The 13,623-nt window shown below is 43.6% G+C and carries 13 protein-coding genes and 1 pseudogene; 5 read left to right on the top strand and 9 right to left on the bottom strand.

Annotation, left to right across the window (positions count from 1 at the left end; genetic code table 11):
• Positions 1-91: 91 nt before the first annotated feature.
• Positions 92-1,325: pseudogene (locus AWH61_RS18325) on the bottom strand (EAL and HDOD domain-containing protein).
• Between the two features lie 196 nt (positions 1,326-1,521).
• Entirely contained in the window at positions 1,522-2,748 is a 1,227-nt protein-coding gene (locus AWH61_RS18320; RefSeq protein WP_014950988.1) for an EAL and HDOD domain-containing protein, read from the bottom strand.
• Positions 2,749-3,352: 604 nt separating this feature from the next.
• Here AWH61_RS18320 and rpoH point away from each other — a divergent pair.
• The gene (gene rpoH / locus AWH61_RS18315; protein WP_014950987.1) at positions 3,353-4,207 is read left to right on the top strand and encodes an RNA polymerase sigma factor RpoH; all 855 of its coding nucleotides are present in this window, start codon (positions 3,353-3,355) and stop codon (positions 4,205-4,207) included.
• A 129-nt stretch (positions 4,208-4,336) separates the two neighbouring features.
• Here the strand turns inward: rpoH and AWH61_RS18310 are convergent, their stop codons facing one another.
• From AWH61_RS18310 to pip, 3 genes are all read right to left on the bottom strand, one after another.
• On the bottom strand, positions 4,337-5,251 hold the full coding sequence (locus AWH61_RS18310; RefSeq protein WP_014950986.1) for a bifunctional GNAT family N-acetyltransferase/hotdog fold thioesterase: 915 nt from the start codon (positions 5,249-5,251) through the stop codon (positions 4,337-4,339).
• Between the two features lie 115 nt (positions 5,252-5,366).
• Positions 5,367-5,804: a D-aminoacyl-tRNA deacylase gene (gene dtd, locus AWH61_RS18305; RefSeq protein ID WP_039226792.1), complete on the bottom strand. Its 438-nt coding sequence runs from the start codon at positions 5,802-5,804 to the stop codon at positions 5,367-5,369.
• Complete coding sequence (pip, locus tag AWH61_RS18300) at positions 5,801-6,778, bottom strand: prolyl aminopeptidase (protein ID WP_075177851.1); 978 nt, start codon at positions 6,776-6,778, stop codon at positions 5,801-5,803. The genes dtd and pip overlap by 4 nt, the downstream gene beginning before the upstream one ends.
• Before the next feature lie 188 nt (positions 6,779-6,966).
• Here pip and AWH61_RS18295 point away from each other — a divergent pair, with 188 nt between their 5' ends.
• Both AWH61_RS18295 and AWH61_RS18290 read left to right on the top strand, forming a co-directional pair.
• Positions 6,967-7,209 carry a hypothetical protein gene (locus tag AWH61_RS18295; RefSeq protein ID WP_014950983.1) on the top strand — a complete coding sequence of 81 codons (243 nt, stop codon included), beginning with the start codon at positions 6,967-6,969 and terminating at the stop codon, positions 7,207-7,209.
• Positions 7,206-7,844 carry a DUF2959 domain-containing protein gene (locus AWH61_RS18290; protein ID WP_014950982.1) on the top strand — a complete coding sequence of 213 codons (639 nt, stop codon included), beginning with the start codon at positions 7,206-7,208 and terminating at the stop codon, positions 7,842-7,844. The genes AWH61_RS18295 and AWH61_RS18290 overlap by 4 nt, the downstream gene beginning before the upstream one ends.
• A gap of 68 nt (positions 7,845-7,912) precedes the next feature.
• On the opposite strand, the gene AWH61_RS18285 is transcribed toward AWH61_RS18290, so the two are convergent.
• Both AWH61_RS18285 and metF read right to left on the bottom strand, forming a co-directional pair.
• The gene (locus tag AWH61_RS18285; protein ID WP_014980485.1) at positions 7,913-8,797 is read right to left on the bottom strand and encodes a virulence factor BrkB family protein; all 885 of its coding nucleotides are present in this window, start codon (positions 8,795-8,797) and stop codon (positions 7,913-7,915) included.
• Positions 8,798-9,022: 225 nt separating this feature from the next.
• Positions 9,023-9,910, bottom strand: a complete 888-nt coding sequence (gene metF, locus AWH61_RS18280; RefSeq protein ID WP_075177880.1) for a methylenetetrahydrofolate reductase — start codon at positions 9,908-9,910, stop codon at positions 9,023-9,025.
• Positions 9,911-10,071: 161 nt separating this feature from the next.
• Here metF and metJ point away from each other — a divergent pair, with 161 nt between their 5' ends.
• On the top strand, positions 10,072-10,404 hold the full coding sequence (gene metJ / locus AWH61_RS18275) for a met regulon transcriptional regulator MetJ (RefSeq protein ID WP_014950979.1): 333 nt from the start codon (positions 10,072-10,074) through the stop codon (positions 10,402-10,404).
• Between the two features lie 163 nt (positions 10,405-10,567).
• Here metJ and AWH61_RS18270 read toward each other — a convergent pair whose 3' ends face one another.
• A complete protein-coding gene (locus tag AWH61_RS18270) occupies positions 10,568-11,803 on the bottom strand; it encodes a malic enzyme-like NAD(P)-binding protein (RefSeq protein WP_014950978.1) in 1,236 nt (411 codons plus the stop codon).
• A 680-nt stretch (positions 11,804-12,483) separates the two neighbouring features.
• On the opposite strand from AWH61_RS18270, the gene AWH61_RS18265 reads away from it, so the two are divergent.
• The gene (locus tag AWH61_RS18265; RefSeq protein ID WP_075177879.1) at positions 12,484-12,801 is read left to right on the top strand and encodes a hypothetical protein; all 318 of its coding nucleotides are present in this window, start codon (positions 12,484-12,486) and stop codon (positions 12,799-12,801) included.
• Between the two features lie 205 nt (positions 12,802-13,006).
• Here the strand turns inward: AWH61_RS18265 and rpmE are convergent, their stop codons facing one another.
• The gene (rpmE, locus tag AWH61_RS18255) at positions 13,007-13,219 is read right to left on the bottom strand and encodes a 50S ribosomal protein L31 (RefSeq protein WP_014950975.1); all 213 of its coding nucleotides are present in this window, start codon (positions 13,217-13,219) and stop codon (positions 13,007-13,009) included.
• Positions 13,220-13,623 lie beyond the last annotated feature (404 nt).

Genomic DNA, 13,623 nt, shown 5'->3' with positions numbered 1-13,623 from the left:
GCGTGAGTATACTTACACGCCTACAGTGCGAAATATATAAGTCACTGTATGACGTTATTGGCGGTAAGTAGGCGTGTTCTTAGTTTTGTACTTAAGCTATCGCACGGGGGTAGTGTGAGGAGATAGCGCTGCGCACTCCATTGCCCCAAATGATGGCTTGGTTATACAGCATATGCAGCTGCTTCTGGTCAATATTAAGCACTTTAGCTTGTTTTATGACTCATCCAAAGGGCGCTTTCAAAGGCGCGAACCAAAGTCATATAGCTGTTCATTTCTAAGTTCTTGCCAAGTAGTGCATCGTTAACCTCATCGGAAAGCGGCAGCTGCTTTACAATGTCTGTCATAGACTGATCAAGTAACCCTTCAAGAAGCGAAAATAAACCAACCAAAAAGGAGATGGGCGGATTATTTCTAAGACCTCTACGCTCAGCAAGTAAGTCGAAAAACTTAGCGCGAACTAAAGACATATGAATGATTTCAAGGGGCTTTTCATCGCCTAAGTTCGTTAAACTTAATAAAGCGATGAATTTCTTAATCTCTACTTCACCCATGTAATTAAGCGCGTGCTTTAGTGATGTAATTTTGTAACGCTTATTAATAGTGGGGTTATTGATAAACTTCAGCAATAAGAAGCTTAAGGTGGCGTCTCGCTCTATAATTTGGCTGATACGGTCTATGTCAAAGTCGCTGCTAGAGCTTTCGCCCATCAAATCAACAATGTTCATTTTAGACGCAGGAAGCTGTCGTAGAATACGTGCTTCCGGTTGCGAGAAAAAATAACCCTGGAAGAAGTCGAAACCTAAATCTACGCACGTTGAAAAATTATCTTGCGTATCAACCTGTTCCGCCACTAATTGCACGTTCGCATCGTGATAGCGCGGAATGTGCTTTTCAATGGTTTCAAAGCGGGTTTTTGTCACATCGACTTTCACAATATCGATAAGAGGAAATATGTCGTGTTTTGAACCCACCATCATGGGGTCATCGATAGCTAGTTTAAAGCCAAGTTGCTTTATGTGCTGGCATGCTTCGAATAGTCCGCTGGTGTTGTCGGATGGATCAGCCAGTTCAACCACTACCGACTCAGGGTTAAGCGATGTAGGAAAGCGCGAAATAATTGTATCTGACGAGAACGTGATAAAAGACGTTTTTTCGCCGCTGATATCATCAAGCCCAAGTGGATGGAAGTGCTCAGAAATATACTTAGCTTTCTCTTCGTTATGTTCCGGATAAGCACCAGACTTGCCATCTCTGAACAGAAGCTCATAGGCGAAAACACTTTTGCTTTTATCTAAAATAGGCTGGCGAGCTATAAACGCGAACATAATCTATTCCTGATACAACACGGTTAAGGTTATTTTTATTGTTATATTTAGAGGCTTAGCTAGCGCTACGTCACACGCTAAGGTTAGGTGTTCTTTAATGTGTAATCCAAAAGAACTGACCCTAGTCTATGATATGTAAGCGCAATCTAACAACTATTCAACGATTAATTTCACATCAACTGGCGTAATCGTAGGCTTAGTTGTCGTTCAAAGCGGCCTTATGAATGTGTTTAGCCCACTTTATCGCTTCGTTGTAATAACTATGCAGAAGACTCTGTTTAACACCATACTTTGTTGCGAATTGCTGAATGCCCGTCCATTTAGCTCTTTCAAAGAATTGTGACAGCGTCAGGCAGTTGCGAAGCACACCAGGGCTTCCGCACAGGGCATCTTTAACGTCGTCACTGATTGGAACCTTGCTGACCAAATCGTCAATTCGCTGTTCCATCATGGCATCAAGCAAAGAAAGCAGGCCAGTAAGAAAACCTTTTAACGGGTCATCGGCACCTTTAAGCTGGGTGTAGACCAGTTCACAGAACTTTGCGCGAACAAGCGCCATTTGCATTAGCTCAGTAGGCTGACCATCGCTTAGGTTTGCAAGAGCCAGCAGTGATATGAACTTCTTCACTTCTACTTCGCCCATAAAGGTTAACGCGTGTTTAAGTGACGTTATTTTATGTCGCTTGTTGACCAGAGGATTGTTGATAAACCGCAGCAGCAAGTAAGTAAGCGAGGGATCTCGTTCAATGATTTTGTTTACTTCATCGAAATTAAGTTTTGCTTGGCTACTTAGCGTAAGTAACTCCATCATGGTTAGGCTGCTGGGCCCTAACTTTCTGTGCCTTACAATTTCGGGTTTAGCTAGAAAGTATCCTTGGAAGTAGTCGAAACCCATATCTTTGAATTTATTGAATTCTTCATAGGTCTCAATTTTTTCTGCAACCAACTGTATTTTGTTCGATTTGAAGCGTTCGACAAGGGCGGGAATTTTTTCGTGGGGGATCTCTGTAATGTCAATTTTGACTATGCTGGTAAATGGAATGAATGCTTCCCACTTCCCTTTCATGTCGTAGTCGTCAAGAGCAATAGGATAGCCAAGACCTCGAATATGTTTACAAGCGGCTACCAGCGCATCATCAACGTCAACGGTTTCTACAATCTCAATGACCACTTTGCTTGCATCCAGAGAGGTCGGAAAACGAAACATTAGTGTGTCGCGGTGAAAGTTAATGAAGGCTTTCTTATCTCCGGTTATCTCCTCAATACCTAAGCTTAAGTGGGTAGAGGTAAGAATTTTCGAGGTAGCCTCGTCAGGAGGTATATCGGGAAAGCAGTTATCTTCTCCAACACGAAAAAGTAGTTCGTAGGCGTAAACTTCTCTGTTTACATTAAATATTGGCTGTCTAGCGACGTAAGCAAACATCAAGATCCTCTTTGCTTCACTTGCCTTACTCCTTTCCTTAAGTATTTCCCTTCCAGTCTTTTATAATTGTTGTCTGGAAAATGCTGTACAGCGGTTGTAGTGCAAAATCGATTAATTCAATCTATTATTTTCAGTTTCCAGCCAGAAAAGCAAGGTATAAGATGACATATACAAGGTTTATATACTGTATTGACGCGTAGGCACCTTGCTGATTTATCTTAAAGATAGCGGAAATCTTATATTTCGGGTAACTAGCGTGTAATAAATAAGCGTTGGATTTCATACCAGTGAGATTAGCTTTCACTTTGATATGTGTAATTAAAGTATAATGATGTAGTGGTTAAATGACCGACCCAAAGGCACGACGCCAGAAAATGCAGCGTGTCATTCGATGTGAAGTCGATAGTCTAGGCTTAGTGTTTGCGGTGAATGCATTCGTAAATGGATCGCAAGCTTAAGAGTTGAACTTTTTTTCTTAATTTAGGTCTTGATATTGTAGAAATAGTCACTATACCTACATATCGGTTAGACTTCATATCTTAATTAGGTCTCGCGCAGCTTCGGTTACTTTGCTAATATGAAGCGGCAATAAATGAGGTGAACAATGAGCAACAATTTGCAATCTATGGCCCTGTCAGTGCCACACAGCGGTAGCATTGAAGGCTACATCCAAGCTGTAAGCAGCATTGATATGCTTAGCGCTGAGGAAGAGCGCGAGTTGGCAGTGCGCCTTCGCGAAGACGAAGACTTACAAGCCGCTCGTAAGCTAGTAATGTCACATCTTCGTTTTGTAGTGCACATTGCAAAATCTTACTCAGGTTATGGCTTACCACAAGCCGACTTAATTCAAGAAGGTAACATCGGTCTGATGAAAGCCGTTAAGCGTTTCGACCCAACAGTGGGCGTACGTTTGGTTTCTTTCGCGGTACATTGGATCAAAGCAGAAATTCATGAGTTTGTACTTAAAAACTGGCGAATAGTGAAAGTTGCGACAACCAAAGCGCAGCGCAAACTGTTCTTTAACCTTCGTAAGGCGAAGAAGCGTCTTGGTTGGTTTACTCATGACGAAGTGCAAACAGTAGCGAACGAATTGGGTGTGAGTACAAAAGAAGTGCTTCAAATGGAAGCGCGTATGAGCTCTCAAGACCAAGCGTTCGATTTAACTGCGGACGAAGATGAAACAGGTAACTTTGCGCCAGTTCAGTATTTAGAAGACAAATCTTCAGATGTTGAAACTGACGTAATTAACAACGACTGGGATACAGCGGCGAGCAAGCGCTTGTACTCAGCGATTAAAACGCTAGACGAGCGTAGCCAAGATATCATCGAAACTCGTTGGTTAGCAGACAACAAGATTACTCTGCAAGACTTAGCTGATAAATATCAGGTTTCTGCAGAGCGTGTTCGTCAAATTGAAAAGAACGCGATGAAAAAGCTTCAAGCAGCTATGGTCGCGTAGTACACGCAGTGCATAGCTTACAAATAGCTTAACGACAAAAAAAGCGCCTTAACGGCGCTTTTTTTATGAGTGGATTTTTGTTCTTAGTGACGGCTCGTACGAATTAGTGATGATCGCTAATCCGTAACGCTACTCTTCTTCATTTTTAGAGGGAGGAAGTACGTAGAATACCCCTTCAAATTCCGCCACAGGGGTGTCGCCATCTAAAATTGCCACACTCAGCTCAAACCTTGCCTTGTTGTCGTTCTCTAGCGGCTTGAATTTTCCAGACAAGGTTTCAATATTACAGATTGCCCTTGGTTTCATCGTGATGGGTTTGTGGTAATGAATATCACCATCGCCCAATACAATGTCACCGTCTAATCCACGCTCTTTAAGCTGCAGGTAAATCATGCCCCAGCCAGTTAGTGTAGCTAAAGAAAAAATACTGCCAGCAAACATAGTGCCGTGAATATTGATGTTTTTGTTTAATGATGCACGGGTTTCAAGCGTGCGGCCTGTGTACTGGTAAAGCTTAATTCCCATGTGCTCGGTAATGGGAATGGTCTCAGACCATGTCTCTTGCAGTGATTTACACCACTTAGGGTGAAGTACTAATGTGTTGTTTTCAGTGAACTTCTTGACCATTTGTTGACGTTTCAGCATGCCTAGTTCGTTAGGCGCTTCACGCTCAACTTCAAAGCCACATGCGCTAAAAAAGTCGATAGATATTTCGCGGCTGTTCGTTACAGCGCGCTCGGCTCCCAAGTCTTTCGCAACGTTTTCTAGTGCGGCCATGATCATTTGGCCTAAGCCCTTGCGTTGATGGCCTGGGTGAACCGCAATATGACGAATTTGTGCCTCTTCGGCTGTGTTCAAATGCACACGGCCGCAAGCTACAATTTCGCCATTTCGGTTAGTAATAATACGGTGCTCTGCGACTTGTTCATATTCGTCTTTTTCAGAGCCTGGAGGGAAATTCCATGGCTGGCGTAAGTGTTCCCACCGAAAATGAAAATAGGCTTCAAACTCGGCATCGCTTTTTGGTGTGACTACCTTGTACACAATAAACCGGCCTTCTTAAATGAATGAACGAGTATTTAAACGTAAGAATACATGCGGTACAAGCTTAATTATGTAAGCAAGTTTGGGATGCTGACGAAGCGTACGATTTTACCCGCTAAACGCTAAATTGAAAGGTGACGGGGCCGTCATTAATTAGGCCTACTTGCATATCAGCGCCGAACTCGCCGGTGGCCACCACCATACCTTTATTTTTTAGAGACTGAACGAACTTTTCATAAATGGCTTGGCCGTGTTCTGGCGATGCACCGCGTGAAAAACCAGGACGATTACCTTTCTGCGTATCGGCTACGAGTGTGAACTGAGAGACCACCAGTATTTCGCCTCCCACTTGCTCAACATTTAGATTCATTTTTCCGTCTTCGTCACTGAACATGCGATATCGACAGAGCTTATTTGCTAGTTTCTCAATCTCCGCGTCACCGTCTTCTTTCTCTACACCCAAGAGCACCAGCATGCCTTTACCAATTTCGCCGATAACATTACCGGCAACGGTGACATTGGCTTCCGATACGCGTTGAATTAGTCCTATCACTTTGACGACTCCTGAATAAAGCGAGACATGTCGCGGGTAGCACGGCAGAGTGCGTAACCTATACTAGGCTCGGAAGTACTGTGCCCCGCGTCGGGGATAATTTGTAGCTGACTTTGAGGCCACGCTTTATGAAGTGCCTCCGCCGCTTCTGTTTTGCAGATCATGTCGTAACGACCATGTACAATTGTTCCAGGAATATGACCTATTTTGCTAATGTTTTCAAGAATATAGTTTTCATCTAGGAAACATTGATTAGATAGGAAATGGCATTCCAATGTGGCTAAACAGGTGACCAGCTGCATAGGGTAATTAGTTGTCGAATCACCCACACCAGGTGGTAGCGTTATACGAGAAAGTCTCTCTTCCCATTGGTACCATCTTTTAAGCGCTGAATGTCTTAGTACATCATTGCTAGAACGCACCATTGCGCTATAGAAATCACACACTGAATTAGAGGTCACAGGCTTAGGCACATCTTTTGTAAATTTCCGGTAATACTCGGGAAATAACTGAGCTGCACAGCCATTTGGCGATAAAAACCAATCCCTGTCTTCCTGTCGAGCTAAAAATACGCCACGTAGAATGAGTCCTGTCACTCGCGGCGTGTACTTTAACGCGTAGAGCAGGGCGAGTGTCGAACCCCACGAACCGCCAAACAAGAGAAATTTTGGAATTGAAAGGTGTGTACGCAATGCTTCGATATCTTCAACATTCGACCACGTGTCGTTATTTAGCGTGTCAGCTATAGGCGTAGAGCGGCCGCAACCACGTTGCTCATAGCCGATAATGCGATACTTATTGCTGTCAAAAAAGCATTTGTAATTAGGGGGTAAGCCTGCACCTGGACCTCCGTGAATAAAGAGTACGGGGATGCCGTTTGGATTACCACTTTGCTCGAAGTAAAGCGAATGCCCACTTCCCACTTCGATAAATCCATTTTCATAGTAGGTAACATCGGGGTAAAGTCGTTTCATTTTGTTTCTGCGCGTTGTGTGAGTGCCTGTTTTAGTTTAGTTTATTGTTATACAAACGGTTGCGTGCTGACTGCTTCAACGCTGTTTATGCTTGTAAAATAAGCGATAAATCTTAAGTGTATACTATAGAACAAGTGTCATTACGTGCTAGCTAATCATATTATAGTCATAAATGCGAGGATGTTTATATGGCAGGTCAAGGATCGGGCGGTAATGTAATCGCCGCAATTTGTAACTTCTTTATTCCTGGTTTAGGTCATTTGGTTCAAGGCAGAATACTGGGCGCGCTGTTCTATTTCATTACCGTAGGCGTGTGCTATGCCCTGGCTGCGACCGTCGTTCTTGCTATCGTATTCTGGCCATTAGGTGCCATTTTGCATCTAATCAGTATTATAAGCGCAGCGCGCTTTAGAGGTGGAGTAACCGCATGAAGCTACTTGCATCAGCATTTGTTGCTATGCTTGCCCTTAGTGGGTGTCAGTCTGCATATTACGCAGCATGGGAAAAGGTGGGCGTTGAAAAGCGCGACATCTTAGTCGACCGCGTTGAAAACGCTAAAGAGTCACAAGAAGACGCACAAGAGCAGTTTAATTCGGCGCTGGAGGCATTTAGCGCGGCCGTTGCATTTGATGGCGGAGAGCTAGAAGACGTTTACAACCGCTTAAATGGTCAGTACGAAGACAGCGTTGCTGCTTCAGAAGAAGTGAGTTCACGTATTGATAAGGTGGAAAGTGTAGCTGAGGCTTTATTCGATGAATGGTCTGAAGAGCTAGAGAAGTATGAGAACGCATCGCTGAAGCGAGATAGCGCAGCGAAGCTTCGCGAAACTAAGCGTCGTTACGCTTCACTAATGACGGCTATGCGCAAAGCGGAAAGTAAAATGCCGCCGGTATTAAGCGCGCTTCAAGATAATGTGCTGTACTTGAAGCACAATTTAAATGCCAGCGCGATAGGCGCGCTGCAGGGCGAGCTCTCTACTATCGAGAACAACGTCGCTCAGCTTATCAGACAAATGAATTCTGCTATTGCAGAGTCTGATGCGTTTATTTCTTCAATGAAAAACTAGCTTTTAAGCAGTAATAGATAGAAAGGGAGCGAGCAGCTCCCTTTTTTATTTTAAACCTGAAGGGCTGGTTATTCTTGAGGTACCTTGCGGGGTTCGTTTTCTGCTTTTCGGTTTTCAAACGCTTCACCCAGGCTGCAGGTAAATTCAGCACCAAACAGCACAATTATCCACGACAAATATACCCATAAAAACAGAATAGGTACCACTGCAAGCGCGCCGTAAATAAGTTCGTACGAAGGAAAGTTCGTAACATATAGCGCAAAGCCTGACTTGGTAATTTCAAAAGCGATAGTAGCCACGATAGCGCCCACCAGTGCGTGACGAGCAAAGACCCTTCTATTAGGAACCACCATGTATAAAATGGTGAAAGCAAGCATGGCTGCGCCGCTTGGTACAAGGCTGAGTAAGAAAGTACCAAGACCTGGTGTGTATTCTTCGGTGAATGCCGCTAATCCAGTTAAATAAGAACTGACCACCACACTGGAGCCGATTAACATAGGACCAAGAGTGATCACCATCCAGTAAATAGCAAAGGTATACACAATCGGTCTGTCACTTTGCGTACGCCAAATTCTATTCAGGGTTTTATCTACGTTTGATATAAGCATTAACGCAACGACCAGCAGCGACAAAATACCAATAGCACTCATTTGTGAGGCATTGCCTACAAAATCGGTCATGTATTTATGCACCACATCACTGGCGGTAGGTACAAAGTTGCTAAAAACAAAATGTTCGAGCTTGCTTCTCACAGATGCGAAGGCAGGAAAAGCCGACATAATGGTAAAGGTCACCATGATAAATGGTACTAAAGATAACAACGTTACATAGGCTAAGTGCCCAGCAGAGATAGTAATATTGTCTTCTCTACAGCGCTTTATGAAGATGCTAAAGAGATCTCTAACCTGAGGAGTAACATTGTTATATAAGGCTTTAACCTTGTCTAAATCCACTCAATTTCTCCTGACGATACCGTGTAAATGGTAAACAGCGCGGTCTTATCTATGCGGACTGTTATAAAGCATCGATAGTTCATTACATGTTATATCAGATGGTAACTGCGGGCGGCCTTGGTGGCAAAGTTTAATGCAGGCTTTATACAATAAAGGCGCATTGACTGCGCCTTTTGTGGAGTACTTCGTTAAAAAACGTAAGCACGGTCCTGATTGTCGTATGTATTAAGCGCCTGAACGCACGCCGAGCATGTGGCAGATGGCGTAGCTTAATTCACTACGGTTCAAAGTATAGAAATGGAAGTGTTTTACCCCTTCTTTAGCGAGTACTTTAACTTGGTCCATAGCAATGTTAGCGCCTATAAGATTACGGGTAGCTTGGTCGTCGGCATCAAGGCCGTCGAACATTTTGTGTAACCATCCCGGCACATGAACATTTGTGAACCCCGCAAATTTCACCAGTGTTTGGTAGTTGGTTACCGGCAAAATACCCGGAACGATATCTAAGTCGACACCCGCTGCGGCTGCACGGTCTCTAAATCGAAGGTACACACTCGTATCGAAAAAGAACTGGGTTATCGCTTCTGTGGCACCTGCTTCTGCTTTGCGCTTAAGGTTTAGTAAATCAAACTGTGCATTTGGTGCTTCAGGGTGCTTCTCTGGATAGGCAGCAACAGAAATATCAAAATCGGCAACGTCTTTTAGCAAGGCAACAAGATCAGAGGCATACATCTCTGTCTTTTCTACTCCTGGCGGTAAATCGCCACGAAGCGCAACAATACGGCGAATACCTGAGTCCCAGTAGTCTTTTGCAATTTGCTTAAGCTCATCACGGCTAGCATCAACACCGGTCAAGTGAGGGACCGCCGCGACACCGGTTTGCTGCTGAATGCGTTTTACAACGTCGTGGGTTCTGTCACGCTCACCGCTATTCGCGCCGTAGGTTACCGACATGTAGCTTGGCTTTAGAGGGGCGAGACGTTCAACTGACTTCCACAGGGTCTGTTCCATGGCTTCCGTTTTAGGCGGAAAGAATTCAAAAGATACATCAATATCACGCAGTTCCGACAGGGACTGGTTTAATGCATCGATACCTTGTGCGTAAGAAACCATGGCTTTTTCTCTCAAAAATGTATTCTTATAGACGTTTAGACGTCTAAATTAAAGAATATATGTCTAGACGTCAAGAGGTTTACACTGCTCAATTGACCTTTTCGTGAACTTGTTTAGAATTTCTCTTCATAACATAAAAAAGAGTAGACCGAGTTAGTACAATGGCAGAATGGAACGGTAAATATATTCACCCCTACGCAGAGCATGGCAAGAAGAGCGAACAGGTAAAGAAAGTCACTGTCTCTATACCTATTAATGTGCTTAAGGCGCTTACTGATGAGCGTACTCGCCGCCAAATCAATAATCTGCGTCACGCCACTAATTCAGAACTGTTGTGCGAAGCATTTTTGCATGCGTTTACCGGTCAACCATTGCCTAACGATGATGACCTGCGCAAAGACAATCCTAATCGCGTACCGGCTGAAGCAAGACGCATTATGGAAGAAATGGGCATTGATCCAAGCTTCGAAAACGATGTGTCGGAAGACGACTGATATTTGGTATTAAAGAGAAACGGCGCTTTGTTGTAAGTTATTGCTAATTGATAACCTACAACACGGCGCCGTTTTTTATGTACTTGTATTCTCTAAGTGCACTTTTTAGCAAATAAAGGTTGGGCACTAGCCCCTCCATTTTTTTGCTTTATGCGCCAGAATTTTATTCTTCTGGGCTTTCAGGCACGCGTGCAACGCCAGATTCAATCGCAGCCTTAGATACGGCGGTAGCAATACGCTCGCATAAACGCGGGTCCATAGGTTTAGGAATAATGTACTCCTTACCAAATGTCAGACTAGTACTCTTACTGGCAGCTAGTACTTCTTCTGGTACAGGCTCTTTCGTGATAGCACGAAGGGCTTCTACTGCCGCTACTTTCATTTCATCGTTAATGGCCGTTGCACGAACATCTAGTGCTCCACGGAAAATAAACGGGAAACACAGTACGTTGTTAACTTGGTTAGGGTAGTCCGAGCGTCCGGTAGCCATAATAAGATCTTTACGTACTTCGTGAGCAAGTTCAGGCTTTATCTCAGGGTCTGGGTTTGAACATGCAAATACAATTGGGTTTTCAGCCATCAAGGCCAGTGTTTCTGGTGGTAAAACATCCGGTCCTGACACACCAACAAAAATATCCGCGCCTTCCATTACATCTTCAAGCGTACGCTTGTCAGTATTGTTAGCAAATAGCTTTTTGTGCTCAGTTAAGTCTTCGCGACGAGTATGAATAACGCCTTTTCTGTCTAGCATATAAATACGCTCACGCTGGGCACCACACTTAATAAGCAGTTCCATACAAGCGACCGCTGCTGCACCGGCACCCATACACACAATTTTAGCGCTCTCTATGCTTTTACCCTGAATTTCCAGAGCATTAAGCATGCCCGCTGCAGTTACAATAGCGGTACCGTGCTGATCATCATGAAATACCGGAATTTTACAGCGCTTAATTAGCTCTTGTTCAATCTCAAAGCATTCAGGCGCTTTAATGTCTTCTAAGTTAATGCCGCCAAATGTGTCAGCGATATTCGCTACTGTATTAATGAACTCTTCGGTTGTACGATGCTTCACTTCAATGTCAATGGCATCCAGGCCAGCAAAGCGTTTAAACAGAAGGGCTTTTCCTTCCATAACAGGTTTCGATGCCAGTGGTCCTAGGTTACCCAATCCTAAAATCGCAGTTCCGTTACTGATAACGGCAACCAGGTTTCCTTTACCCGTGTACTTATAGGCGTTATCTGCATCTTCGGCAATTTCTCTGACCGGCTCGGCAACGCCTGGGCTGTAGGCAAGAGCAAGGTCATCGACGCTGTCGGCTGGTTTAGATAACTCTACGCGGATTTTTCCAGGTGTGGGTTTGGCGTGATAGTCGAGTGCGCGTTGTCTAAAATCTGACATGTAAAAAGGTATCCTTAGATGTAGGGTTCATCGGTGTTTTCGTTCACGCTCTGTAGCTATTTTATTGTCGTTATAGTTATAGGTAGATAAACGTAAGCGCGTTACAACCAAGTAATGACAAAAGTGATTATAAATAGTTGTTAGCACTAGGGCTTGTTGATCTTTGTTTTACAGCAATCATCAATACGCCCTAAGGTGGCATGTGGAAAAAGCAGACTAGGCGTTAACCTTTACTGATTTTGTTCACATACCTTAATGGATACAAGCCTCAAGTTTATGTACCCAAAAGCGCCACAAGTCTTGAAAGTAATGCATTATTCACAGAATTAATGCTCACTATCAAGGTGCCGATCGCAACTCTAACACAGCCAGTCACTGTGTACATATCTGATCAGAATTCTCACATACCAATGTAGGTTAGGCATACTAATTAGACCAGTAAAATGGGTCTATAATTGCCATTCATGCTATTTATTTTGACTTGTCATAACATTCTGTAGGTCTATTGTGTGGAGGATGAAAACAAAGCTATCAAAGGGATCTACGTTCTCATAAATGCATTGGACAGAAACCCAAATCAGGAAAATAGAACGCAGGGAGACACCTCGTTAATTCTCCATCCAATATTTCTGATAAAATCCTGTGAAAGCCCACTCAAAATTCGCGCTGAAGGCGAGGATATGACAGAAAGAAAACTAATAACCGTGCTAACCGATGTGTGTGAAAGCGTAAAATCTACCAATAATGGATTTGTTTGGCTAACTCACGTAGGACATTGGAGAGCGCCGCAAGTGATTGCCGTGTTTAATACTGAGCAGGAGAAGCAGCGGGCGTTAACTAATGGTTGGGATATAGACTTCATAAACCAAGTGAATATTGCTTTGGCGCCAATTAAGTCAGCACCCGTTGGTATTTATTTTGATAGCGAAGAACAGTGTAAGAAAGTGAGTGGCGGCAATTGGGATAGGCATTTATCTAATGTTAAAAACCTTCACTGAGTTCAGGTTACGCTGGATGTTGTAAATTAAGCTAAAAACGTTTTCAGAAAGGCGAGTTGCAGGGCTTGTTACACTGGCTAGGTACTGGCCTGACGTAGGATAACGGCGGTAAAGCGCTGTTTGGCACACCTTGTTTGTGTGAAGCGTGAATTTTAAGCAATAAAAAAGCGCCATAAAGGCGCTTTTTTTGAACTCGATATCAGGCTTACTTTTTGCCCAATGCACCGAAACGCTTCTTGAAGCGATCAACACGACCACCAGTGTCAACGTTACGTTGCTTACCAGTGTAGAATGGGTGACATGAAGAACATACGTCTAGGTTGATGTCTTTACCAAGCGTAGAACGAATGTTCATTACGTTACCACATGAGCAAGTTGCTGTGATTTCTTCGTATTTTGGGTGGATATCTTGTTTCATTGGGTTACCTCACATAATAAGGCCGTATCGCTATACAACCCGAAGTCGCACACCATACGTTACTTAATTCAAATGATAAGTCGTTCAAAGAACAGCCTATCGCAAAAGAGCGGCGCATAATAAAGGATGGCAGGGCCTTGATCAAGCGGTTTTTGGCCAAATGCTAAACAAGAGAGCTAGGCAAGGCAGCCGTATAAAAAGGTAGCCGTATAAAAAGGCCAAACAAAAAACATTCCTTTTATGCTTACCTGTAAAGTATGTTTAAATATTTGTCTTTCAAGGCTGGGCCAGATGCTCTAGTGGCAAAATCATGCGCCAATAGCAAAATGTGTAGCTAGCTGTTAGCAGCGCAAACTGCTGTAACGTATAGGTCTGCAAGAAGCCCCAGTATAATTAGTTTCAAC

It is taken from the genome of Alteromonas sp. W12 (genome assembly GCF_001924945.1).
Lineage (GTDB): Bacteria > Pseudomonadota > Gammaproteobacteria > Enterobacterales > Alteromonadaceae > Alteromonas > Alteromonas macleodii.
The sequence above is the reverse complement of the archived record's forward strand: the minus strand, read 5'-3'. Positions and strand labels throughout refer to the sequence as shown.

Coding starts and splice junctions, on each gene's coding strand:
- metF (WP_075177880.1), bottom strand. CDS start 9,910: ATGGTTTCTTACGCACAAGGTATCGATGCATTAAACCAGTCCCTGTCG.
- AWH61_RS18265 (WP_075177879.1), top strand. CDS start 12,484: ATGACAGAAAGAAAACTAATAACCGTGCTAACCGATGTGTGTGAAAGC.
- AWH61_RS18290 (WP_014950982.1), top strand. CDS start 7,206: ATGAAGCTACTTGCATCAGCATTTGTTGCTATGCTTGCCCTTAGTGGG.
- AWH61_RS18270 (WP_014950978.1), bottom strand. CDS start 11,803: ATGTCAGATTTTAGACAACGCGCACTCGACTATCACGCCAAACCCACA.
- pip (WP_075177851.1), bottom strand. CDS start 6,778: ATGAAACGACTTTACCCCGATGTTACCTACTATGAAAATGGATTTATC.
- AWH61_RS18320 (WP_014950988.1), bottom strand. CDS start 2,748: ATGTTTGCTTACGTCGCTAGACAGCCAATATTTAATGTAAACAGAGAA.
- rpoH (WP_014950987.1), top strand. CDS start 3,353: ATGAGCAACAATTTGCAATCTATGGCCCTGTCAGTGCCACACAGCGGT.
- metJ (WP_014950979.1), top strand. CDS start 10,072: ATGGCAGAATGGAACGGTAAATATATTCACCCCTACGCAGAGCATGGC.
- AWH61_RS18295 (WP_014950983.1), top strand. CDS start 6,967: ATGGCAGGTCAAGGATCGGGCGGTAATGTAATCGCCGCAATTTGTAAC.
- rpmE (WP_014950975.1), bottom strand. CDS start 13,219: ATGAAACAAGATATCCACCCAAAATACGAAGAAATCACAGCAACTTGC.